We start from the raw sequence: 22,159 nt of genomic DNA, 5'->3' as shown, positions 1-22,159 counted from the left end.
TCAGAAGTCTCCGTACAACGATTCGCGCAACTGCTGCCGGAACGGCTCCAGCTTGTGCGAATGCGGGTGGAAGCCCAGTCCGATCCAGCGATCGATTTCCTTGCCGTTGCCATCGATCTGCAGTTCGTGACGGAACATTTCCTGGGTCGTGATCAGGTTGTCACTGACACCGGTGATTTCCGTGATCGAGACCAGCACGCGCCGGCCGCTGCCCAGCCGCGAGATCTGCACGATGAAGTCGATGGCGCTGGCGATCTGCCGGCGCAGGCTGTCCTCGCTGCCCTGGAAGCCGGCGAACCCGGCCAGCATCTCGATGCGGTACAGGCAGTCGCGCGGAGAGTTGGCATGGATGGTCGCCATCGAGCCGTCATGGCCGGTGTTCATCGCCTGCAGCATTTCCAGCACCTCCGCGCCGCGCACCTCGCCGACCACGATACGGTCCGGGCGCATGCGCAGGCTGTTGCGGACCAGGTCGCGGATGCTCACCGCGCCATGACCTTCGGCGCCACCGATGCGGCTTTCCAGTCGGACCACGTGCGGGTGGTTGAGTGACAGTTCGGCGGTGTCCTCAACGGTGATCACGCGTTCGTTCGGCGGCACGTAGCTGGCCAGTGCGTTCAGCAGTGAAGTCTTGCCGGAACTGGTGCCGCCGGACACCAGGATGTTGCAGCGGCCCAGCACCATGGCCTTCAGCAGCGCCTGCATCGGCGCATCGAAGGTGCCCTTGGCCAGCAGCTCGTCCGGGGTGAACGGATCCTTGCGGAACTTGCGGATGGAGACCATCGGCCCATCCACTGCCAGCGGCGAGATGATCGCGTTGAGGCGGCCGCCGTTGGGCAGGCGCGCATCGACCATCGGGTTGGAGTCGTCCAGTCGGCGGCCCAGCGGCGCGAGGATGCGGCGAAGGATGCGCAGCAGGTGGGTGTCGTCGGTGAAACGCTGGGTGGCGCGCTTGAGCTGTCCTCCCTGCGAGACATGCACATCCTTGAACCCGTTGATCAGGATGTCCTCGATCGTCGGGTCGTGCAGCAGGTCGTCGAGCGGGCCGAAGCCGGTCAGCTCCTTGACCAGGCCTTCGGCCACCACCTGCATCTCCTCCTCGTTGATCGGGATGCGCCATTCCTGGATGAAGCCCACCGTCTGCACCTGCACCCAGCGGGCGATGGTGTCAGGGGCCCAGGAATCGATGTCGATGCGCTCGTCCTCGATGCTGTTGAGCAGGTGCTCATGGGCGGCCGACAGCACCTTCTGGTACTGCTCGGTCTGCGCGAACGGCAGGTGGGCCGGGGCGCTGTCGGGCAGCACCGGGCGGGTGGCGGCATGCGGGAACGGGGTTACCTTGTCTTCCATTGCGATCCACCCAGGGCAAGGGAGAGTCTTTCCCGCAGGCCATGGGCCTGGACCGGGCAGGCAGCCGGATCCAGGCGCGACACAAGCGGGGCGAGGGCACGCAGGTAGGGGTCGCGCGGTGCGTCCTGCAGCAGCAGATGTCCCTGGCTGGCCGCCAGGCGCACGCGCGGGCGTTCGGGCAGCGTGGCCAGCAGTGGCACTTCGAATCGGCGTGCGATCTGGTCGGGACTCATGCCGCTGCTGTCGTCGTGGCGGTTGATCACCAGCTGCAGGCGCTTCTCCCGTTCGCGCTGGCCGGCCAGGTGCTTCAAGGCCTGGTCGAGCGATACCAGCGTGGCGATCGAGGCGTCCGTGACCAGCCAGATCTCGTCGGCCTGGTCCAGCAACAGCGGCGGTAGCTGCCGCAGCGGGCAGCCACCGGCATCGCACAGCACGCTGGCGAATACGTGGCGCAGGCGCTGCAGCAGCGCAGCCGGATCGGATGGCGGCACCGCATCGCTGCCGCTGGCGCGGTCCAGCAGCACCAGGCCGGTGTCATGGCGAGCCATCGCAGTGCGGGCGAGGGTGGCGTCGATGCGGCTGGCGTTGCGCAGCGCGTCTTCGTAATGGAAGCGGCTGTCCAGGTTGAGGTACAGCGCGAGGTCACCCGAAGGCTGGGCCAGCTCCATCAGCAGGCCATCCTGCTGCAGTGCCTCGCCCTGCGCCAGCGCACGGGTCTGCTGTGCCAGCACCGAAAGATGCGCGGCCAGCGTACTGGTGCCCACTCCGGCGCGCACGCCCAGCAGCACGATCAGGCGCGCCTTGTGCGCGTGCTGCGCGGCGGCAGCCGGTCGTGGCGACAGGGCGCGGCGCAGCGCGGCCTCGATGCCGACGTTGTCGCTGTCCAGGTCCAGCACATCGCGCAGGCCCGCCCGCAATGCAATGACGATGCCTTCCACCTGGCCGGTACTGGTGGCACCGACGGCAACCAATGCAAGATCCGGTTCGGTCTGTTGCAGTTGCTGCGCCAGCACGCTGGAGGCGGCGGCATGTTCAGGGCGGAAATCCAGCAGCACAAGGCTCTGCGGCCCGCGTTGCAGGTCCAGAGCGGAGGTCGGCGCGCTGCTGTCCTGCCAGTGCAGGGTAGTGGTCGGCGGCAGTTTGGCCGCCAGCCGGGGCAGCAGTTCGCGATCCATTCCGTACAGGACCAGATTCATCGGCGGTCCTTGCGGATGCAGCGGCTGGGCAGTGGCGTAGGGCATGGGCGTGGTATCGCAGGCATCATGGAATCAGCGTGAGAAGCCGGGTACCGGATCCTGGCTGATGGGACCCAGCAGCCAGGCGCCCCATTCGGGCATGTGCGGCTTGGCCTCGCGTTCGCCAGGCAACGGCAGCTCGGTGTTGCGCGCCAGCGGCTGCACCAGCCGCGGCGTGACGATGATCACCAGCTCCTTGTCCTGGCGCTTGTAGTCGAAGTTGCGGAAGAACGAGCCGATGATCGGCAGGTCGCCCAGCAGCGGGATCTTGCCGACGTTGGAGACGACATTGGAGCTGACCAGGCCGCCGATCACGAAGCTCTCGCCATCGCCCAGTTCGACCGTGGTGTCGGCACGGCGCGTGGTGATCGAGGGAATCTGCACGCCATTGAGGGCAATGGCGTTGCTGTAGTCCAGATCACTGGCTTCCGGTGCGACCTTCAGCGCGATGCGGTTGGGGGCCAGCACCGTTGGTGTCACCGTCAGGCCGATGCCGAACGGTTTATAGGTGATGGTGGTGGTGCCCAGGCCCTGCGGTTCCAGGATCGGCAGTTCGCCGCCAGCCAGGAAGCTGGCGCTCTGGCCGGATAGTGCGACCAGGGTAGGTTCGGCCAGCACGCGCGCCATGCCGTTGCTCTGCAACAGGTCGACATCGGCGTTCCACAGGCCCTTGGTCGAGCCGAACACCAGCCGGAACGCCGAAGAAATGGGTGACTCGGCCTCGTTGCCGGAGTTGCCTTCCTTCATGCCCGGCAGGATGCCGGTGTTGCCCGGCAACTGGCCGCCCGGGCGGGCGAAGCCGTAGGCGAAGCTGCCATTGCGGTTCTGGAAGCTGATGCCGATCTGCTTCAACGCGGTCTTGTTGAACTCGACCACCTTGACCTCGACCTGCACCACGCCGCCGCTGCTGACCGTCGACGCGTCGGCAAGCAGCCCGTCCTTGCCCAGCGCCATGGCCGCGGTCTTCTGTTCCTGCATGTGCGAGAGCACGCTATCGGCGCTTCCCTGCAGCAGGCCCTGGTTGTCCTGCTGAGTGAACACCAGCCCGTTGGAGCCTGCGTCTGCCGCGCCCTGCACGGCACTCTGCACCCGCACCTGCAGGCGTTGCGGCTCGGCCTGCTTGCGGTGCCACAGCAGGAGGGTCGTCGTACCCGGCGCTTTCCCGACCAGCAGGGCCTGCCGCTGCCCACGCAGCATCACGATATCGGCGACGCCTGGGTCGGCGATGGCGACCCGTTCCAGATCGGCCGGAAGCGTCCACGGGCGCTGCTCACGCGCCTGCAACACGAGATCGTCTGCGGCCACGCTTGTTGCCGGAGCCAGCAGCACCAGCAGCAGGGCCAGCCAGCGCTGGCGGGGGGAGGGGCGTGGGCGGCGGCGTTCGGTCATGGATGCGCTCGATGCAGGTCAAAGGGAACCGCGGGGGGCGGAGCTGTCGCCACGGATGATCTCGATGCCCGACGCACGCGGTGCGCTGCGTCGAGCCGCCGGCGCATGCACCGAGGGCTGCGGGTTGCTGCGGGTTGCGCTGTTGCCGCGGCCGGCCAGGGCATCACCATCGATGCCGGCGAAGGCGTGGTTCTCCGGCCGCTGCAGTGCGAGCTGCTGTTCGGCATCGAGGCCACGCACGGGATCGATCACGCCACGCGCCCGTGGGAACAGTGCAAGGTCGGGTTGCCCCGTATCGGCCGGGTTGCGCAGGGCAAGGAACAGCTTTCCCTGCTGCGCACCCAGCAGCAGCCGGTTGGCATCGGCCACCGGCACTGCCAGCACCGCACTGCGTGCCGGCTGGGTGGCCTCGTTGCCCGAGCCATGATTGCTGCCATTGCCGGTGATGTCGGCGGCGCGGGGATCGTTGCGGGTATCGCCTTCGTTGCCGGCGACGGCATCGCCGGTGACCGGAGCGATGTCCTGTTGACCGTAGCTGAGCACGCGTAGCCGCGACAGCAGCAGGCGGGTCTGCGCGGCCTCTGCCGGACCGCTGGCGTTGGGCTGGGCATTGCGCAGGTTGAGGAAGACATCGACGAAATCACCCGGCAGGATGCGGTTTCCGGCGCCGACCAGTTCGTCCACCGGGATGGCCAGCGCGCGTTCGCCCGGGCGCAGCTGCAGCGAGAATCCCTGTGCCAGGGCGCCGCTGCTGATGGCGGTGCCCTCGGCGATGTCCTGCACCGGTACCTTGCCGACCACGGCCGAGATGCTGGTGGCAGCACCGGCTACCGGCGTGGTCCGCTGCGCAAGGCGCACTCCATTGGCAGAGATCGGTTCGCCGGCCGGCAGTCGTGCCACCGCCTCTACCACGGTGATCGCCTGGGCTTCGCTCTGCGCAACAGGGGCAACCGTGGCCGGCGCGGCCTGCTTGCGCCCGATCATCAAGGCGATCACCGCCAGCAGCACGGCCAGCCCGATAAGGGCGACGGCAGCGATGCGGGTCAACTTGAGCATGGAACCGTCTCCTGTGCCGATGGTCAGTTGCCGCTGCCGAGGTCGAGCTGGGCGACCGCGACACTACGGATGGGGGCCTGCATCACCCACTTGTATAGCGTGGCGGTGCCCGGCAGGAAGGGATGGCTGGCGTAGTCGTAGCTGACGGTCACCGTCATGCACTGGGCAGTGGCCAGGCCGGCGCAGGGTGCCTGCGCGGAGACAACGATTGCGTTGCTGCCGCCATTGCTGCAGTCGACACCCTGTCCAGAGAATTTCAACAGCCACTGCATCGAACTGCGGGCTGCTACGCAGGCTGCGGTACGCCGTTCATTGGCGCTGCCATAGCGCAACGACGCGCGAGCGCCCTCGGCCGAGGCCGTCGCCAATGTCTGTTGCGCGGCCATGATCATCACGCCGGAGAACGTGAACAGCAGCAGTGGCAGCAGGCCCAGCATGAGCATCAGGGCAAATTCGATGCTGGCTGCACCGCGTTGACGCCGTGGATTGCGGATGTTCATGCCACACCTCCATAGACGCTTGCCAGGACCCAGCCGATGCCGGTGATGGCCAGGTAGGCTGCGTAGGGAATGCCATGTCGTCCCTGGCGCGCGGCCTGCATGTCGCGCAGGGCGGGGTGCGATTGCCATTGGTTGCTGGCGCGGTTGACCTGCATCTGAAGGCCTGTGGGCAGCATCACGCCCAGGCGGCGGCCGACAATGATCACTGCCGCGTGCAGGCCGGCCGCGAGACTGGCCACCATCCAGATCGGCAGCAGGGCTTTCCAGCCCAGCATCAGCCCCAGTACCGCGAAGAACTTGACGTCACCGGCGCCCATCCAGCGGATGGCATAGAACGGCAGCAGGGCCACCAGGCCGAGCGCCGCGCCCGCTGCGTGGGCAAGCCACGGCTGGCGCGGCGTGCTGAACTGCCCCGCGATGATCAATGCGACGGCAATGATGGACGCAGACAACAGCCAGGCATTGGGCACCCGGCGGGCATACAGATCGCTGATCGCGATCCGCAGGCATACGCCGATGGCCAATAGTCCCAGCAACGTCATCGCACACTCCGTCGTCCGTCATTGGACAGCCTGCAGTTGCCACCGGCACATCCCAGCACTGCTGCAGGGATGTGCGATGCGCGCAGGCTCAGCCGCCACCGCCGGCCGCAGGTGCCGACCCGGAGGCCTTGGTGGCAAGGTCGGAGAGGTTCTTGAACAGCGTCTCGAAGAACCCCTTGATCTCCTTGTTGCCGACCGCGATCAGGATGCCGGCGATGACGGCGGCCAGCAGCCCGTACTCGAGCGCGGTGACGCCATCTTCTTCCTTCAGGAACTTGCGGATGGATGCGTTCATGGCCTTGTCTCCCTCTACTTGTTGTCTGCAGATGCAGGACACCTGTTGGGCGGTGGCCCGGCTCCGCCGGGATCGTCCGTGGGCCCCGCACATCCTGGCGGGGTGGCATGACGGGAATGACCCGCCGTGCTCATTCCTGGTGATCTGCCCCGGGGGAAATGCCGGCCGCAACGTCGCAACCACGCGGCGATGCGCCGGCGGTGGAACTGTTCTGCGATACGGTCGTGGTCATACGCTCCCCCAGGTGTGGTCGTTTTTGAAGCGACCGGATCACCGTGTCGTCGACTTTGCCTGAATGGCGGTTGGCTGCAACTGGAACCTATATGCAAATTCGGCAGAAACGCGGTAGCCCTTAAACTTTCAGGTTGTTTCTGTGACGCGTATCCGTTCGCTGGCAAAACGATTCATCGACGTGCAGATATTGTGATGGAACAAATGGTGCATGCGAATATCGTGCCACTGGCGACGACATTTTCTTCATCTCTGTATCTATTTTCTTCAACGCGGAGTTCGGGTTTACCTTCGATGATTATCGGGCATACTCGCTCTCACGTTGCTGCTTTCAACTGGGTTGGTCGCGCGGCACCGGCCGCGGCCATCCCGGCAATGGCGAAGGTTCCTGGAGGAATGGTGTGGCCCTGTCAGGCAGTGGGGGCCGCAGCGAGTTGCGGATCAACGGGGGGACGACACTGTCATGGTCGATGGTGGGGTAGAAGACAGCGACGACAGCGGCCTGCGATCGATCGATCTGGCGACGCTGGGCGGCGTACTTCGCGTGTGCGATGTCGAACTGCTGCTGCTCGATGGCAACGGGCCGCGGGCGGCCTTCGCTTCGCGCGTGCATGAGGAAGCCCTGTTCTGCAGCATCAGTTGCGGTTTCCACTGCCGTGGCCGCTTCATGCTGCCACCCGACTGGGCGATGCTGGGGTATCTGCACGCCACCGATGAAACACTGAGCTGGTGCCACGGGGTGCCGCTTGCACCGGGGATGGCGCTGACGGTGATGCCCGAAGGCATCAGCGAGTTTACGCTCAGCCCCGGTACGCACATGACCCTGATGCTGGTGCCGGTCGCACGGGTGCAACGCAAGTTGACCGAACTGAGCCTGCGCAGCACACCGCCCGCGGGCCAGGCACTTTCACTGTTCAATCTGGCGAACGATTCGGCACCACTCGCCCATCATTATCAGCAGCTGCATCTTCAGCTCGGCCAGGGCGCTGGCCTGCAGCCGCAGGAAACCGAACGATTGCTGCACGAGCACGTGCAGGCCCTGCTCGGTGCAGGCGCCGCCGATCGCCCCGGCTGCAGCCGCGCCCGGCGCACGCATTATCTGATCGCGCAGCGGGCGGAGAACTTCATGCGGCTCAACCTGCGCCGCAATATCTACATGAACGAGATATGCGACGCGGCGGGTGTCAGCGAACGCGGCCTGCGCTATGCCTTCGAGGACCTGTTCGGAACTTCGCCCAACCGTTATCTGTCGATGCTGCGCCTGTGCGCTGCCTGCCGCAGCCTGTCCATGGCCGATTCCAGCCGCCGTTCGGTGAAGGCGATCGCCCTCAGCTGTGGCCTATGGGACCTCTCCCGCTTTGCCGACAACTACCGCAAGGTTTTCGGCGAGCTGCCGCGCGATACGCTGATGCGCGCTCCCGCGCAGATCGGCCAGCCGGCCTGAATCAAGCGCCGCAAGGGTTTCGGGGTGGTTTCTGCCGGAATTGCCCATGCGCTTGCCGATATCGTTGCCGCTTCTGCATAGCCCGCTGCCGATTCCGGCCGTGGATTTGCCGGAATGCGCGATTGCCGTGCCGGAATGAAGTGCGCAGCCACCGTTGCAAACGCTGAAATGTCAGTCACCTGCCTAACGGCAAGTCCACTGACATTCAAGTTGTTCGCCTACGGGGGAAGTGCTCATGAATCGCATCTACCGGCGTGTATGGAACCGCCAGCTCAATGCTCTGGTTGTGGCTTCGGAACTGGCCACCGGCGACAGCGGCGGCAGCGCCGCGCGGGATCCGCGCGCCTTCCTGCTGATGCCCACCACGCTCGCCCTGGCCCTGCTGTGTGTGCTGGCCAGTGGCCACGCGGGAGCATCCGAATCCAATCAGTCGCTGCGTGATCTGCAGGCTCTTGCAGCCAAGTACACCCAGCCGATGCCAGTCAAGGTCGATGCCGAGGTAGCCCTCGCGGCTGCCGCAAGCCAGGCCCAGAGCAGCCCGGCGATCAGCGCGGATGCGCGCGTCGGCCTGCAGTTGAGCACCGCGTCGCTGCCGGTGGTGCGTGACGTGCTGCCGGCCTCCGTGCAGGTCAAGCTGGCCGCGAACACGGCGCCGAAGCAGGTCGCCGTGCCAAGGCTTGCCGCTGATGTCCGAGCGAATGCCAACATCGGTCTTGGCGGCGCGCAGGTGGCATCAATCGATACCGGTGCAAAGGCGGCCGCCGGCATCAGCGGCGCGCCGGCGGGCGCACTGCGGGGTCTGAAGGCTTCTGTGGATGGGGCGCTGGATTCGAAGCTGAAGGTGGCAGGCCACCAGATTGACGCCCAGGGCCAGGTAAAGGCGACGGCGGCGATCACGCTGCCCGCCAAGGAGGAACTGCCGGGAGAAACCCACGATCGCGCGATCACCGCAGCATTCGATGCTGGTGCTGCCGGCAAGGTGCGCGTGCAGGCGCCGAATGGCCAGGAAGTGGTTGCCGATCGCAATCTGAAACTGGCCGGCCAGGCAACCGTTGCGGCGCAGAACAGCGCACTGGGTGTCGGTGGGCTGGTGGGTAGTGCGGTCGGCGCCGCAGGCAATGCAGTCGGTGGTGCGCTCAACGGCACCGTCGGTACGGTCGGCAGCGCGGTCGGTGGTGCCCTCAATGGCACGGTCGGCAGCGTGGGCGGCGCCGTAGGCGGCACGCTCAACAACACTGTAGGCGCCGTGGGTGGCGCACTGAACGGCACCGTAGGCAGCGTCGGTGGTGCGGTCGGCGGAGCCCTGAATGGCACGGTCGGCAGCGTCGGCGGTGCCGTAGGCGGCACGCTCAACAACACTGCAGGCGCCGTGGGCGGCGCACTGAACGGAGCCGTGGGCACCGTCGGTGGTGCGGTCGGCGGCGCCCTCAATGGCACCGTCGGCAGCGTGGGTGGCGCAGTCGGCGGCACGGTTGGCAGCGTCGGCACTGCGGTCGGCGGCACGCTCAACAACACCGTCGGTTCCGTCGGCGGTCTGCTCAATGGCGCCACCGGCTCCGGCACTGGCCTGGGTGGGCTGCTGGGCAACACGCTCGGCAACGTCGGCAGTGCCGTGGGCAACCTGCTCAACGGCAACCTCAATGGCACCCTCGGCAATCTGGGCAGCGCGGTCGGCGGCCTGGTCGGCGGCACGCTCGGTGGCCTCGGCCTGACCAAGCCCTCGGCGATCCCGCCCACCAGCCCGAAGGCGCCGGCTCCGGCCGATCCGAATGCGGGGTTGATCATCGGCACTGGCGGCCTGGTCGGCAATGTCGGGCAGCTGATCGGCCCGACCACCACCAGCCTGTTCGGTGGCAACGGCTACCTGAGCAACGGCAACCTCAAGCTCAGCAACGCCAACGTGATGCAGACCTACTCGACGGTCAATGTGCTGGGCCTGCCGGTGGTCAACCTGTCGCCGGTCGGCAGCACCCTCAACGGGCTGGGCGGTGCCGCTACCGGTGGCAGCTCGCACCTGACCCTGATCGGTGGCGTCACCTCCGACAGCTACATCTACAACATCAACAACGGCAATCCGGGTGGCCTGCTGGGCCTGCTGCTGCCGAAGGACTCGCCGGCGTGGGCCGCCAAGTGCCTGGACGTCGCCCTGGCTGACATCTCGTGCTGGGCCGTGAACGCCGCGCAGGACTACCAGGTGCTGATGGGCGATGGCGCCTTCGCCAACGGTTCGAAGGAAGTGGTGATCGGTGCCAATGCACGGCACGAACTGCCGAAGGTCGATGCCAACGTCGCCTTCCCGGGTGATGGGGTCAACGACCCGAGCAATCCGACCGGTGTACCGACCGCCGACTACGCTGCGCGCATGGGCCATTCGGTGATCGTCGGCGACAGTGCCGTCGGTACCGCAAACGGGCAGACCCTGCTCGGTGCTGAAGCCACCTCCAACCAGGCCAACTCGGTCGCACTGGGCTACCGCTCTGCCGCACTGCGCGGCGCGCAGGCCAGCTACAGTGCTTACGGCCTGACTGCTCCGCAGGTTTCGGCGGGCGAAGTGTCGGTGGGCACCGCCGGTGGTGGCGAGCGCCAGATCACCAACGTGGCTGCCGGTAGCGTCAACACCGATGCGGTCAACGTAGCCCAGCTGAAGGGCGCGATCAGCCTGATCAACGGCGTGGCCGATGCCGCCGTCACCTACGACCTGGATGCTGGCGGCAATCCGAACTACCGTCGTGTCACGCTTGGCGCGGGCACCGGCACCACCACCATCGGCAACCTGGCCGGCGGTGCGGTCACGGCAGGCAGCCTGGAAGCGGTCAATGGCGGCCAGCTGGCGGCGACCAATGCTGCCATCGCCAGCTTCTTCGGCGGCCGCGCGGCCTTCGATCCGGCCAGCGGCGCGTTCACTGCACCGCTGTTCGAGATCAGCACCATCTCCACCGGCGGCGCCATCGCCAAGGGCCTGTATGAGAACGCCACCGATGCTTTCGCCGCGGTCGACGGCTCGCTGGTCAATCTCAACACGCAGATCACCGATATCCGCAACGGTGGCACCAAGTACCTGCGGGTGAACTCGACCGGTACCGAGGCGCTGGCCACCGGCGCCGACTCGATCGCGGTCGGTACCAACGCCCGCGCCACCGCCGCCAACAGTATCGCGGTGGGTGCCGGCAGCCTGGCCGACCGTCCCAACAGCGTGTCCATCGGTGCGGCCGGTGCCGAACGCCAGGTCACCAACATGGCCGCCGGTACCGCCGCGACCGATGCGGTCAACCTGGGCCAGCTGCAGGCGTCGGAGCAGGGCGCCCTGCGCTATGACCTCAACGGCGACGGCAGCGTCAACTACGCCAGTGCCACGCTGGGCCAGAGCGGCACCGCCACCACGCTGCGCAACCTGGGCCCGGGCCAGGTCAGCGCCACCAGCAGCGAGGCCATCAACGGTGCCCAGCTGTTTGCGGCCAACCAGGCCGTTGCCACCCACCTCGGAGGTGGCGCGGCGGTCAACGCGAGCGGCGTGCTGACCGCACCGACCTACTCGATCAACAACGTCGCCGCCAACGGCACGATTACCAAGGGCAACTACAACGACGTCGGTACCGCCTTCGACGCGGTCAGCAATTCGCTGGCCAACGTTGCCGACCAGACCGGCGAGATCGACAAGCTGGCCGTGAAGTACGACGTCGACGCCAGCGGCAACGTGCTCAACCGCGTGACGCTGACGGGCACCGGCACCGGCGCGGTGAAGATCACCAACGTCGCCGCCGGCAGCATCCTGGCCGGCAGCAGCGATGCCATCACCGGCGACCAGCTGTTCAGCACCCACAGCACCATCGCCAACTACTTCGGTGGCACCACCGCCTACAACGGCACCACCAACGTGTGGACCGCGCCGAAGTTCAGCATCTCCAGCATCGCTACCGATGGCACTTTCACCAGCGGCGACTACAACAATGTCACCGCCGCCTTCACTGCGGTGGACGGCTCGCTGAAGGTCCTCAACCAGCGCATCACCAACGGCGGCGGTGGCAGTGCCTACCTGGCGGTGAACTCGACGGCAGCGGCCGCAACGGCGGCCGGGGCGGAGGCGGTGGCGGTCGGCCCGCAGGCCAGTGCGGCCGGTGCCAACAGCGTGGCGGTCGGCAACGGCGCCAGCGCCAGTGCCGGCAACAGCGTGGCACTGGGTGCAGGTTCGGTGGCCAGCGTCGGTGCGCAGAGCGGCTACACCGGTGCCTACGGCCAGACCGGTGCCAGCAACTCGGCCGGTGAGGTCTCGGTCGGCAGTACTGGCAGTGAGCGCAAGATCACGCATGTCGCCGACGGTTCCGATACGTACGACGCAACCAATGTCGGCCAGCTGAAGAACGGCGTGAACTACGCCATCGACGAATCGAAGAAGTACACCGACCAGAAGATCCAGAACATCACCAACGTGGCCGGCAGCTTCCGCGCCAACAACACCAACAACCTGGCCGACCCGTCCGCCAGCGGTGCCAACTCGGCCGCCGGTGGTGCAGGCTCAACCGCAGCCGGCGCCAACTCGACCGCGCTCGGCAATGGTTCGCAGGCGCAGGCCGACAACTCGGTGGCGCTGGGTGCGGGTTCGGTGGCGAACCGGGCCAACACCGTCTCGGTGGGTGCCGCTGGTGCCGAACGCCAGGTGGTCAACGTGGCCGACGGTTCGCAGGCCACCGATGCGGTCAACGTACGCCAGCTGCAGGCCTCGCAGCAGGGCACGATCCGCTACGACACCACGGTGAACGGTGCGACCAACTACAACAGCGTCACCCTGGGCAGCACCAACAGCGGCCCGACCACGGTGCGCAACGTCGCCGCCGGCACCGCCGGTACCGACGCGGTCAACGTGGACCAGCTGAAGTCGGGCATGGCGCAGACCCTGGATTGGTCGAAGGCGTACACCGACGAGCGCATGGGCGGCTTCGAGCGCGACCTGCGCAAGACCGACAACCGCGCCTCGGCCGGTATCGCGTCGGCGATGGCCACCGCAGCGCTGCCGCAGCCCAGCGAAGCGGGCCGCAGCATGGCCTCGGTCGCCGCTGGCAGCTACAACGGCGAGTCGGGCGTGGCGATCGGTATCTCCGGTGTCTCTGAAGGTGGTCGCTGGATCTACAAGTTCAGCGGCTCCACCAACAGCCGTGGCGAGGCCGGTGTGGCCGTCGGTGCCGGCATCCAGTGGTGATCCCCGCGGCCGGGCCGCACGCGCGGCCCGGCATCGCGGAAACGTCCAAAGGGGGGAATGACATGAAACAGCATCGCATCGCCCGCACCGGCCAGATGGCCGCAGTGCTGGGCCTGGTCCTGGGGATGGGCCTGCTGGCCGCCTGCCGCAGCCATGCGCCGGCCGCCGACCGTCCTGCCGACACCACCGCCGTGCAGTTCCCGGAGGCGTCGAAGGCTTCGTTGAAGGAGGGCATCTATCCCGACGTCGCCGACCTGCGCAGATTCGCGCCGGGCATGAGCAAGCGGCAGCTGTATACCTTGCTGGGCACGCCGCACTTCAACGAAGGCATGTGGGGCGTGCGCGAGTGGAACTACCTGTTCAACTTCCGCACCGCGCAGGGCGCGGAGTATTTCACCTGCCAGTTCCAGGTGCGCTTCGACAGCAAGGGCATTGCCCAGGGGGGCTACTGGAAGCCGGAGTCGTGCGCGGCGGTGATCGAACCGCCACGGCCACCGGCGCCGCCTGCAGCGGCACCGCTGCCGGAGCAACCCCTGCGGCTGTCGGCCGACGCGCTGTTCGGATTCGACAGCGCGGTACTCAGCGCCGAAGGCCAGCAGGCGGTGCAGGGCATCCTGGCGCAGGTGCGCGAGGCTGCGCAGGTGCAGTCGATCCGGGTGACCGGGTACACCGACCGTATCGGCAGTGCCAGCTACAACCAGACCCTGTCGCAGCGACGTGCCGAGGCCGTACGCAGCGCGCTGGTGCAGGGCGGGGTGCCTGCGGCCAGCATCAGCGCCGAAGGGCGGGGCGCAGCCGAGCCGATCGTGCAGTGCGAGCAGCGCAATCGGCGCGAGCTGATCGCCTGCCTGGCGCCGAACCGTCGCGTGCAGATCGCTGGGATCGCCCAACCGCGCTGAGAGTCCCGCACCGGGGCCATGCCCCGGTATCCCGAGTCCCCCCTGACCGTCGGCAGGACGTGGTTACGTCTCCCCCGTTGACCACGCCTGCCGGCGGCTCAGGTTTCCCATGGTGCACGCGATGAACGCTCAATTCCTGCCTCTTTCCATGAAGACGGAAACCACACTCAGCGTGTACGGCCAGCTCGGCAACCATGCCGTGGTACGCATTCCCGGGCGGCGCCTGCCGGGGCTGATCCTGCAGGCAGACACCGTGGCCGGGTTCCTGGCCCAGCTGCAGGAAGCCCAGGCCTGCCTGCGCAGTGGCCGCGCACAGCGTACCGACGCCGAGCTGGACATGCTGATCGACGTGCTGCAGCAGTGGTATGCGCTGATCGAATCGCGCCTGGCCGACGCCGGCGAGGCGCTGTAGGGAAAAAGGGGACGGAGGGGATTAAGTCGTTTCCGGCACACTCGGGGCAAGAGCGACTTAATCCCCTCCGTCCCCTTTTCCTAGCCGCGGGCGCGGACCAGCCAGCAGGCGGCATCCACGCGTACGCGGTCGCCCTCGATGAACGGGGTGAATGCCGCTACCGCCTTGTTCCGGAGCGAGGTGGCCCGGTCTTCGGGCAGATTGCGCAGTGCCAGGCCCAACGGGCCCAGCTGGCCGACATAGGTCGGCAGGTCTTCGCGGGCGAGCGAGCAGGGCAGGTCGACCGCAACAACCTCCACGTCATTCCAGCCGGCGGCCTGCAGCAGGTGCTGCACACGCTCGCCATCGGCAAAGGCGAACTGGCCCGGTGCGCCGGGCGCGCGGGGCGGAAGATCCAGTGCATCGCCGATGGCGCGCTCGGCCGTTGTCATGAACGGGTTCTCCGCTGCGCTGCGCCAGGCGATGAAACGCAGGCCGGCACCCGGTCGCGCGGCACGGTGCAGGTTGGCGAAGGCGGCCTGGCTGTCTTCGAAGAACATCACACCCAGCCGCGATTGGATCCAGTCGAAGTGCGCGGTGGGCAGCGGATGCTGCTGTGCGTCGGCGACGATGAAGTCTGCGTCCAGTCCTGCCGCCTCGGCGCGTTGACGGGCCAGCGCCAGCATCGGCGCGGAGATGTCCAGGCCGGTGCAGTGCGCCGACGGGCGTGCGGCGGCTGAGGCCAGCAGGCTGGCACCGGTCCCGCAGCCTACATCCAGCAGTTGCGTGACGGTGTCGGGCAGTTCGTCGACCAGCAGGTCGGCCAGGGGTTGGAACAGGCCGTCGAGGATGGCCTGCTGCGCAACCCAGATCTGACCGCCGGGGCCGTTCCACAGCGCGTTCTGATCAACGGGGGATGTACTGGTCATGGTCTTGCCTTGCGGGGAAGTCGCCCATAGGTTGGCGCTTGAAGGTCACTTGAGGTCAAGCCCGTGCGTGAACTGGATATCGGCGAGGTGGTCAAGCGCAGTGGCGTGCCGGCCTCGACCCTGCGCTACTACGAACAGCTTGGGCTGCTGCAGGCACTGGGCCGTCGCGGCCTGCGCCGGCAGTACGACGAGCGCGTGCTGGAACGGCTGGCGCTGATCGGTCTTGGCCAGGCGGCCGGATTGTCGCTGCAGCAGATCGGGTTGTCGCTGCCGCCGCAGGATGGATGTATCTCGCTGGACCGTGAGGCGCTGCTGGCACAGGCCGATGTGCTCCAGCGGCAGATCACCCAGTTGCAGCGGGTGCGCCAGCACCTGCAGCGCGCGGCGGCCTGCCCGGAAGCGCAGGACGCGCGGCAGTGCGGTTCATTCCGCAAGCTGCTGCGCGCACAGCAGCGCATGGCGGGTGGGTGAGAGAAGCATCCACGCATGGCGTGGATCTACTTCACCTCGACCTCGGTAGATCCACGCCATGCGTGGATGAATCAATCGCGGGTGCTGACTTCCCAGGTGGCATGCAGCACGCCCGGCACCTGCTCCATCCGCGCCAGCACCACATCCAGTTCATCGGCACTCACGGCGGTACTGACCAGCACCGCGATCACATCGGTGGGCGCGTCGGCATGTTCGACCACCTGCACATCACCGACCGGATACTGCGCCGCTTCCAGCGCATCGACCAACCGCTCGCGCACCCGCGGCACGGCGTCGGCATCCACGCTCAGGCGCACTTCGTAGGTGGCTTCGGTGGCGGCCTCGTTGATCGGGATGCGGTTGATCGCATTGACCAGCGGCCGCAGCAGGGTGTTGCCGGCGATGATCAGCACGGTCAGCAGCACGCCTTCGGCCAGCATGTCCGCGCCGGTGCAGCTGCCCACCGCCGCCGAGCACCACAGGGTGGCGGCGGTGTTGAGGCCGCGAACGTTCATGCCTTCCTTCATGATCACGCCGGCACCGAGGAAGCCGACGCCGGAGACCACGTAGGAGATCACCCGTACCGCCTCGGCGCTGCCGGCGATGCGCATGCCGAGGTCGACGAAGGCTGCGGCGCCGACGGCGACCAGCACGTTGGTGCGCAGGCCGGCGGTGCGTTGCCGGTACTGGCGCTCGGCGCCGATCAGCGTGCCCAGCACGAAGGCGGCCAGCAGGCTCACCACGGTGTCGGCGAAGGGACCGGCCTCGAAGGTCTCAATGAAGCGCATGGCCGGAGTCTACCCGGTCATGGTGACAGTAGATCCACGCCATGCGTGGATTTCCAGCGGTCCACGCCACGCGTGGTTAGTCAGGTACCAGAAACGACTTAATCCCCTCCGTCCCCTTTTTGCGGGGTCAGTCGGTGTCCTCGACGCGCTCGCCCATCAGTTCGCGCTGGCGCTTGTCCAGTTCCTCGGCGTAGCGCTTGCGTACGAAGGCTTCGGAGACCACGCCCAGCACCAGGCCGTCGGCGGCGACCACGGCCAGTTCGTCGGCCTGGGTCTGGTCGAAGCGCTGCATCACGCTGACCACGTCCGCGGCCGGCGACAGCGACACACCACGGTTCTCGGCCAGCTCGCCGATCGTGGTTTCCGGCTTCACGCCGTCGCCGTAGACGCGCGGAATCTGCACGATGCCGGCGTAGTGGCCTTCGCTGTCGATCAGGATCACCCGGCTGCCCGAGCCCAGCGGGAAGCGCTGGCGGAACGCGGCGGCATCGAGATCGGCCGGCGCGGTGGCCACGCCCTTGCGCATCAGCCGGCCGGCGTTGAGGTTCTGCACCCAGCCGACGTCGCGGGCGCTCTTGATGGTCTCGCCGCGCAGGTGCATGCGCCAGGTCGAGAACGAGTAGCCGAACCACTGCCGTACCAGCGTGCTGGACACCAGCACCGCGCTCATCACCACGCTGGTCAGCAGGAAGTCGTGGGTGCCTTCCAGCACCAGCATGGCCATGGTCATGGGCGCGCCGACCACCGCCGCAGCCAACGCTGCCATGCCGGCCAGCGCAGCGGACGTGGCGTCGACCACCGGCACGCCGGTGGCCATCGCCAGCAGGCCGGCGAACAGGGCGCCGACCAGGGTGCCCATGAACAGCGAGGCGAAGAACAGGCCGCCACGGAAACCAAACCCGAGAGAGATGCCGGAGGCCAGGCACTTCAGGGTCAGCAGGCCGCCGATCCAGATCAACGGCAGGTGGGTAGTCAGGTCCAGGTGCAGCGCGCCATGGCCGGACGAGAGCACCTGCGGGCTGGCCAGGGCCAGCGGGATCAGCAGCAGGCCGCCCACCACCGGGCGACCCCACAGCGGCAATGGACTGCGCTTGACCGTGCCTTCGATCGAAGCGATCAGGCGCATGATGACAATGCCGACCATCGCGCAGCAGCAGCCGAGCAGGCCGTAGATGGCGTAGTCGGCGGCACGCACGTCGATGGTAGAGGCAGCGGGCAGCAGGTAGGCCTCGATGCCAGCCTGGTCGGCCACGAACGCACCGGCCAGCGCGGCGACGGCCACCGGTGCCAGTGCGGCCGGGGTGTAGGCGCCAATGACGATTTCGAAGGCATAGAACGCACCAGCGAATGGCGCACCGAAGGCGGCGGCGATGGCACCGGCGGCACCGGCACCGACCAGGATGCGCACGTCGTTGCGACGCAGGCGCATCACCCGGCCCAGCTGCGAGCCGCTGCCGGCACCCATCTGCGTATACGAAGCCTCCAACCCGACCGAGGCGCCGCAGCCATTGGACAGCAGGGTCTGGGTCAGCACGATCAGATTGTCGCGCATCGACATGCGGCCGCCATGCAGGGCATTGGCTTCCACCGCATCGAGCAGGGGGCGCTTAAGCCGCGTCGCCGCCAGGCTGACCAGGCCGACCAGCAGGCCGCCCAGTGGCAGCACCAGCAGCGCGGTCCAGGTCAGCGAGGGCAGGGAGCTCAGGCGCATGCCTTCGTCCAGCCCATACAGCGTGCCCTGCAACCAGCGCGCGATGCCCGACTGCAGCAGGGTCAGGTAGCCGGCGATCAGGCCGACCAGCAGCGCCAGTGCGATGAACCACAGATCACTGCCACGCAGTCGCAGGCGCAGGCCCTGGAAGGCCAGATGCAGGCGCGATGGCAAAGCAGACGGTGACATGGTGGCGGCATGATACGCCGCCACCGTGATCGCCACCGTCACTGCATCGGGCGATTACCGCTTCAGAAGCGGTAGTGGCCCTGCACGTAGAAGGTACGCGGCGCGGCCACCATGCGGCCGGCGTTGCCATCGACATTGCGGGTGTACCAGCGCTTGTCGGCCAGGTTGTTCACGCCCAGTGCGATCTCGCTGTCACCCAGTCCCGGCACCTGCCAGGCCACCTGCGCGTTCCACAGGCGAACACCCGGCACGCGGCCCACGCGCGCATCGGCGCTCTCGGCCCAGGTGTTGGCGGCGTCGGCGTACTGGCCGCTCTGGTGGGTGCTGGAGACATTGAAGGTCCAGCCGGCCAGTGCGTAGCGGGCGCCGACGCTGTCGGTGTCGCGCGCGTAGAAGGGCACGTCCAGGCCACGGTTGTCGCCGGACTGCTGGATCGCCTTGGTCCAGGTGTAGTTGGCGTACAGCTCCAGCCCGGCCAGCGCGCTGTCCTCGGCGAAGCGGTATTCCAGTGCGCTCTCCACACCCTTGTGATCGGTGGCGCCGATGTTCTGGAAAGTCGGCGGAGTGATCCCCGGCACCTGCAGGATCTGGTTGTCGAAGCGCATCTTGAACACGGTTACTTCCGCGCGCAGTGCACCGTCCTGCCAGCGCGCACCGAGTTCGGTGGTCTTTGCAACTTCCGGGTTCAGCGGATTGCTGGCGGTCTGCGAATTCAGCTGGATGTTCTGCACCGGCCCGAACGAGGTGATGTAGTTGCCGAACACGGTCAGCTGCGGGGTCAGCAGGTAGGCGATGTTGAGCGAGGGCAGGGCCTTGTCGTTGCGGCTGCTGAAGGTCGCCGTGCCACCGGCCTGGCGGCGGTCCATGTCGATCCATTCCATGCGCACGCCCGGGGTGATCCGCCACTGGCCGATCGCAATGCGGTCGTCGATGTAGAACGCGTGGGCGTCGGTGGCGTTGTCGAAGCGGTTGGTGGCGCTGGCCACGCCGGTGCGGCGGGTGACGGTGTAGCTGCGGTCGTTGCCACGTTCGCGCAGGAAGCGGTAGCCGGCGGTGATGTCGTGCACGCTGGCGCCCCAGTGCAGGCGCTGGGTGTAGCGCGGCTCGATGCCGAGCACGCGGTAGTCACGCGGCTGCACGGTCAGCTGGGTGTTGGCGGCGTTGATCAGCGAGCTGGCGCGGCTGCTTTCGTTGTAATAGGCCAGCACCTCGAACTCGCTGTTGGCCGACAGCGTGTTGGTGTAGCCCAGGTCGATGCCGGTGCGGTGGCCCTTCCAGAAATCGGTGGGGCGGGTGTTCTGGAACGGATCGGCCTGGTACTGGGCGCGGGTCAGGCCGCCCGGGGTCAGCGAACGCACATCGTAGTAGGACAGTTTGGCGCGCAGTTCCTGCTGTTCGTCGATGGCATAGGCGAACTTCAGCGCGAGGTCGTTGAAGCGGTCATCGCTGCCCTGGCGCCAGCCACGCCCGTCCTGGCCGGCGTAGAGCAGCGCCGCGCCGAGGCCGTTGCCGCCGGTGCCGCCGAGGAAGGCGTTGTACTGGGTGCTGTCACCGCCGCCATGGTCGTAGGCGGTGTAGCGCACACCCGCTTCGCCGTGCAGGCCCGCGCCGGTCGGAATGGTGCGGGTGCTGAAGTTGATGATGCCGCCCACGTTCTGTGGGCCGTAGCGCACCGCGCCGCCGCCGCGCACCACGTCGATCGATTCGATGTTGGACAGGCTGGTCGGTGCGAACGACAGCTGTGGCTGGCCATACGGCGCCACCGCCAGCGGCACGCCGTCCAGCAGTACGGTCGAGCGTGGCGAGTAGCGCCCGGTCAGGCCGCGCACGCCGATGTTCAGCGAGACCGAGCTGCCGGCCGTGCCGGAGTTGTCGGTGACCTGCACGCCGGGGATGCGGCGCATGGCATCGCCGATGCTGGCTGCGCCACTGGCCTCGATGCGCTGGCGGTCGACCACCGTGCGCGCGCCGGCGAAGCTCTTGACGCTGTCATGCAGGCCGGTGCCCAGCCAGCTGCCGGAAACCTGGATGCTGTCCAGCGTGGTGGCGCCGTCCTGGGCGAAGGCACGGGTGGCCGGGAGCAGGCACAGGGCGAGGGCGGCAGCCAGGGGCAGGCGGGCCGGTTGCAGGGCGTGGATGGGCATCGGTGCGGGTTGTGGAAGGTCGTAAATGAGAATTATTGCTGATTCCATTCGCTATTGGAATGCGCCTCCGGTTCATGCCGATGTCCCGGTGGTAGAGTGGGTGATTGCTTCCTGACCCGCTGAGATCCGCCATGTCCCAAGCTGCTTTCTACCCCGTCGGAACCCCTGGCCAGCCGTGGGGAGCGGCGGAGCGGGAGGCGTGGCGTGGCCGCCAGCAGCGCCTGCGTCGCTATGACGAAGAGGTGCTGCCGCGCATCGAGGCGTTGGCTTCGCGCTTTGACAAGGTGGCCTACGGCCAGCTCGACTACGCGGGCGAGACCTACACCTTGTTCGCCCTGCGCAGCCGCGACTGGAACCCGGCGCTGCCGGCTGCCCTGGTCACCGGTGGCGTGCACGGCTATGAGACCAGCGGCGTGATGGGCGCGCTGGAGTTCCTCGAAAAGCACGCCGCCGACTATGCCGGCAAGGCCAACCTGCTGGTGACGCCGTGCGTGAATCCGTGGGGCTTCGAGCGCATCAACCGCTGGAACTTCGATGCGATCGACCCGAACCGCAACTTCCGCGCCGACGGCCCGGCCCGCGAATCGACCGCCGTCATCGAACTGATCGCGCCGTACAAGGGCCAGTTCGTGCTGCACATCGACCTGCACGAAACCACCGACAGCGACGAGAGCGAGTTCCGCCCGGCGCTGGCCGCGCGTGACGGCAAGCCGTTCGAGCCGGGCCTGATTCCCGATGGGTTCTACCTGGTGGACGACAGCGAGAACCCACAACCGGCCTTCCAGCAGGCCGTCATCGCCGCGGTGGAGAAGGTCACCCACATCGCGCCGGCCGACGACAAGGGCGAGATCATCGGTTCGCCGGTGGTGGCCCATGGCGTGATCGAGTACCCGCTGGTGAAGCTGGGCCTGTGCGCCGGCATTACCGGCGCCAAGTACACCACCACCACCGAGGTCTACCCGGACAGCCCGCGGGCGACCCCGCAGCAGTGCAACGACGCGCAGGTGGCGGCGGTGTGCTCGGCGCTGGACTACGCGCTCGCCCATCGTTGATCGGCAGTGCCGGCCGCTGGTCGGCAACCACGGGACACTGGGATTGCCGGCCAGCGCCCGGCACTACCTCATCCAAGCGCGTCGGCCCACCACAGTGCGGCCGGTGCCGGCGGGGTGTCGCGACGCCACAGCAGTGCAACGACGCGCAGGTGGCGGCGGTGTGCTCGGCGCTGGATTACGCGCTCGCCCATCATTGATCGGTAGTGCCGGCCGCTGGCCGGCAACCACGGGACACTGGGATTGCCGGCCAGCGACCGGCACTACCTCATCCAAGCGCGTCGGCCCACCACAGTGCGGCCGGTGCCGGCGGGGTGTCGCGACGCCACAGCAGTGCAACGACGCGCAGGTG

Annotated in this window: 18 protein-coding genes; 6 read left to right on the top strand and 12 right to left on the bottom strand. The window is 67.5% G+C overall.

Annotated features, from left to right (window positions below; all coding sequences use genetic code 11):
- From AC5P99_RS03050 to AC5P99_RS03020, 7 genes are all read right to left on the bottom strand, one after another.
- Complete coding sequence (locus AC5P99_RS03050) at window positions 1-1,350, bottom strand: TadA family conjugal transfer-associated ATPase (protein WP_005413742.1); 1,350 nt, start codon at window positions 1,348-1,350, stop codon at window positions 1-3.
- Window positions 1,335-2,591: a CpaE/TadZ family protein gene (locus AC5P99_RS03045; RefSeq protein WP_032965901.1), complete on the bottom strand. Its 1,257-nt coding sequence runs from the start codon at window positions 2,589-2,591 to the stop codon at window positions 1,335-1,337. The genes AC5P99_RS03050 and AC5P99_RS03045 overlap by 16 nt, the downstream gene beginning before the upstream one ends.
- Before the next feature lie 27 nt (window positions 2,592-2,618).
- Entirely contained in the window at window positions 2,619-3,974 is a 1,356-nt protein-coding gene (locus AC5P99_RS03040) for a type II and III secretion system protein family protein (protein ID WP_062606243.1), read from the bottom strand.
- An 18-nt stretch (window positions 3,975-3,992) separates the two neighbouring features.
- Complete coding sequence (gene cpaB / locus AC5P99_RS03035; RefSeq protein ID WP_495212887.1) at window positions 3,993-5,030, bottom strand: Flp pilus assembly protein CpaB; 1,038 nt, start codon at window positions 5,028-5,030, stop codon at window positions 3,993-3,995.
- A 23-nt stretch (window positions 5,031-5,053) separates the two neighbouring features.
- Window positions 5,054-5,530, bottom strand: a complete 477-nt coding sequence (locus tag AC5P99_RS03030; protein WP_043035235.1) for a TadE/TadG family type IV pilus assembly protein — start codon at window positions 5,528-5,530, stop codon at window positions 5,054-5,056.
- The gene (locus AC5P99_RS03025) at window positions 5,527-6,072 is read right to left on the bottom strand and encodes an A24 family peptidase (RefSeq protein ID WP_169448410.1); all 546 of its coding nucleotides are present in this window, start codon (window positions 6,070-6,072) and stop codon (window positions 5,527-5,529) included. Before AC5P99_RS03025 ends, AC5P99_RS03030 begins: the two co-directional genes overlap by 4 nt.
- An 88-nt stretch (window positions 6,073-6,160) precedes the next feature.
- Window positions 6,161-6,367 carry a Flp family type IVb pilin gene (locus AC5P99_RS03020; protein ID WP_005413737.1) on the bottom strand — a complete coding sequence of 69 codons (207 nt, stop codon included), beginning with the start codon at window positions 6,365-6,367 and terminating at the stop codon, window positions 6,161-6,163.
- Between the two features lie 694 nt (window positions 6,368-7,061).
- On the opposite strand from AC5P99_RS03020, the gene AC5P99_RS03015 reads away from it, so the two are divergent.
- The 4 genes from AC5P99_RS03015 to AC5P99_RS03000 all read left to right on the top strand — a co-directional run bounded on the left by AC5P99_RS03015 (window position 7,062) and on the right by AC5P99_RS03000 (window position 14,547).
- Window positions 7,062-8,042: an AraC family transcriptional regulator gene (locus tag AC5P99_RS03015; RefSeq protein WP_005409990.1), complete on the top strand. Its 981-nt coding sequence runs from the start codon at window positions 7,062-7,064 to the stop codon at window positions 8,040-8,042.
- A gap of 235 nt (window positions 8,043-8,277) precedes the next feature.
- Window positions 8,278-13,236: a YadA-like family protein gene (locus AC5P99_RS03010; protein WP_495212886.1), complete on the top strand. Its 4,959-nt coding sequence runs from the start codon at window positions 8,278-8,280 to the stop codon at window positions 13,234-13,236.
- A 62-nt stretch (window positions 13,237-13,298) separates the two neighbouring features.
- Complete coding sequence (locus AC5P99_RS03005) at window positions 13,299-14,135, top strand: OmpA family protein (protein WP_123958678.1); 837 nt, start codon at window positions 13,299-13,301, stop codon at window positions 14,133-14,135.
- A gap of 121 nt (window positions 14,136-14,256) precedes the next feature.
- Window positions 14,257-14,547 (top strand): DUF6959 family protein, encoded by a 291-nt coding sequence (locus AC5P99_RS03000; protein ID WP_019659952.1) that lies wholly within the window; start codon window positions 14,257-14,259, stop codon window positions 14,545-14,547.
- An 80-nt stretch (window positions 14,548-14,627) separates the two neighbouring features.
- Here AC5P99_RS03000 and AC5P99_RS02995 read toward each other — a convergent pair whose 3' ends face one another.
- Complete coding sequence (locus tag AC5P99_RS02995) at window positions 14,628-15,455, bottom strand: class I SAM-dependent methyltransferase (protein ID WP_099604938.1); 828 nt, start codon at window positions 15,453-15,455, stop codon at window positions 14,628-14,630.
- 63 nt (window positions 15,456-15,518) lie between these two features.
- Between AC5P99_RS02995 and AC5P99_RS02990 the strand changes: the two genes are divergently transcribed.
- On the top strand, window positions 15,519-15,926 hold the full coding sequence (locus AC5P99_RS02990) for a MerR family transcriptional regulator (protein WP_495212885.1): 408 nt from the start codon (window positions 15,519-15,521) through the stop codon (window positions 15,924-15,926).
- A 71-nt stretch (window positions 15,927-15,997) separates the two neighbouring features.
- Here AC5P99_RS02990 and AC5P99_RS02985 read toward each other — a convergent pair whose 3' ends face one another.
- From AC5P99_RS02985 to AC5P99_RS02975, 3 genes are all read right to left on the bottom strand, one after another.
- A complete protein-coding gene (locus AC5P99_RS02985; protein WP_495212884.1) occupies window positions 15,998-16,714 on the bottom strand; it encodes an MgtC/SapB family protein in 717 nt (238 codons plus the stop codon).
- Window positions 16,715-16,841: 127 nt separating this feature from the next.
- Entirely contained in the window at window positions 16,842-18,614 is a 1,773-nt protein-coding gene (locus AC5P99_RS02980; RefSeq protein ID WP_234411843.1) for a chloride channel protein, read from the bottom strand.
- 62 nt (window positions 18,615-18,676) lie between these two features.
- The gene (locus AC5P99_RS02975) at window positions 18,677-20,758 is read right to left on the bottom strand and encodes a TonB-dependent receptor family protein (protein ID WP_495212883.1); all 2,082 of its coding nucleotides are present in this window, start codon (window positions 20,756-20,758) and stop codon (window positions 18,677-18,679) included.
- A gap of 131 nt (window positions 20,759-20,889) precedes the next feature.
- Between AC5P99_RS02975 and AC5P99_RS02970 the strand changes: the two genes are divergently transcribed.
- A complete protein-coding gene (locus AC5P99_RS02970; RefSeq protein WP_005409981.1) occupies window positions 20,890-21,810 on the top strand; it encodes a M14 family metallopeptidase in 921 nt (306 codons plus the stop codon).
- 68 nt (window positions 21,811-21,878) lie between these two features.
- On the opposite strand, the gene AC5P99_RS02965 is transcribed toward AC5P99_RS02970, so the two are convergent.
- Window positions 21,879-22,001, bottom strand: a complete 123-nt coding sequence (locus tag AC5P99_RS02965; RefSeq protein ID WP_329762503.1) for a hypothetical protein — start codon at window positions 21,999-22,001, stop codon at window positions 21,879-21,881.
- Between the last annotated feature and the right edge of the window lie 158 nt (window positions 22,002-22,159).

Source organism: Stenotrophomonas sp. YJH_SMC_80 (assembly GCF_059372495.1).
Note: the sequence above shows the minus strand (reverse complement) of the source record. Positions and strands in the feature narration are given on the sequence as shown.

What these genes read in the sequence shown, in the direction of transcription:
- AC5P99_RS03020 (WP_005413737.1), bottom strand. Translation starts at nt 6,367, where the DNA reads ATGAACGCATCCATCCGCAAGTTCCTGAAGGAAGAAGATGGCGTCACC.
- AC5P99_RS03025 (WP_169448410.1), bottom strand. Translation starts at nt 6,072, where the DNA reads ATGACGTTGCTGGGACTATTGGCCATCGGCGTATGCCTGCGGATCGCG.
- AC5P99_RS02985 (WP_495212884.1), bottom strand. Translation starts at nt 16,714, where the DNA reads ATGCGCTTCATTGAGACCTTCGAGGCCGGTCCCTTCGCCGACACCGTG.
- AC5P99_RS02975 (WP_495212883.1), bottom strand. Translation starts at nt 20,758, where the DNA reads ATGCCCATCCACGCCCTGCAACCGGCCCGCCTGCCCCTGGCTGCCGCC.
- AC5P99_RS03030 (WP_043035235.1), bottom strand. Translation starts at nt 5,530, where the DNA reads ATGAACATCCGCAATCCACGGCGTCAACGCGGTGCAGCCAGCATCGAA.
- AC5P99_RS02970 (WP_005409981.1), top strand. Translation starts at nt 20,890, where the DNA reads ATGTCCCAAGCTGCTTTCTACCCCGTCGGAACCCCTGGCCAGCCGTGG.
- AC5P99_RS02995 (WP_099604938.1), bottom strand. Translation starts at nt 15,455, where the DNA reads ATGACCAGTACATCCCCCGTTGATCAGAACGCGCTGTGGAACGGCCCC.
- AC5P99_RS03000 (WP_019659952.1), top strand. Translation starts at nt 14,257, where the DNA reads ATGAACGCTCAATTCCTGCCTCTTTCCATGAAGACGGAAACCACACTC.
- AC5P99_RS03045 (WP_032965901.1), bottom strand. Translation starts at nt 2,591, where the DNA reads ATGCCCTACGCCACTGCCCAGCCGCTGCATCCGCAAGGACCGCCGATG.
- AC5P99_RS03010 (WP_495212886.1), top strand. Translation starts at nt 8,278, where the DNA reads ATGAATCGCATCTACCGGCGTGTATGGAACCGCCAGCTCAATGCTCTG.
- AC5P99_RS03005 (WP_123958678.1), top strand. Translation starts at nt 13,299, where the DNA reads ATGAAACAGCATCGCATCGCCCGCACCGGCCAGATGGCCGCAGTGCTG.
- cpaB (WP_495212887.1), bottom strand. Translation starts at nt 5,030, where the DNA reads ATGCTCAAGTTGACCCGCATCGCTGCCGTCGCCCTTATCGGGCTGGCC.
- AC5P99_RS03040 (WP_062606243.1), bottom strand. Translation starts at nt 3,974, where the DNA reads ATGACCGAACGCCGCCGCCCACGCCCCTCCCCCCGCCAGCGCTGGCTG.
- AC5P99_RS02965 (WP_329762503.1), bottom strand. Translation starts at nt 22,001, where the DNA reads ATGGGCGAGCGCGTAATCCAGCGCCGAGCACACCGCCGCCACCTGCGC.
- AC5P99_RS03050 (WP_005413742.1), bottom strand. Translation starts at nt 1,350, where the DNA reads ATGGAAGACAAGGTAACCCCGTTCCCGCATGCCGCCACCCGCCCGGTG.
- AC5P99_RS02980 (WP_234411843.1), bottom strand. Translation starts at nt 18,614, where the DNA reads ATGTCACCGTCTGCTTTGCCATCGCGCCTGCATCTGGCCTTCCAGGGC.
- AC5P99_RS03015 (WP_005409990.1), top strand. Translation starts at nt 7,062, where the DNA reads ATGGTCGATGGTGGGGTAGAAGACAGCGACGACAGCGGCCTGCGATCG.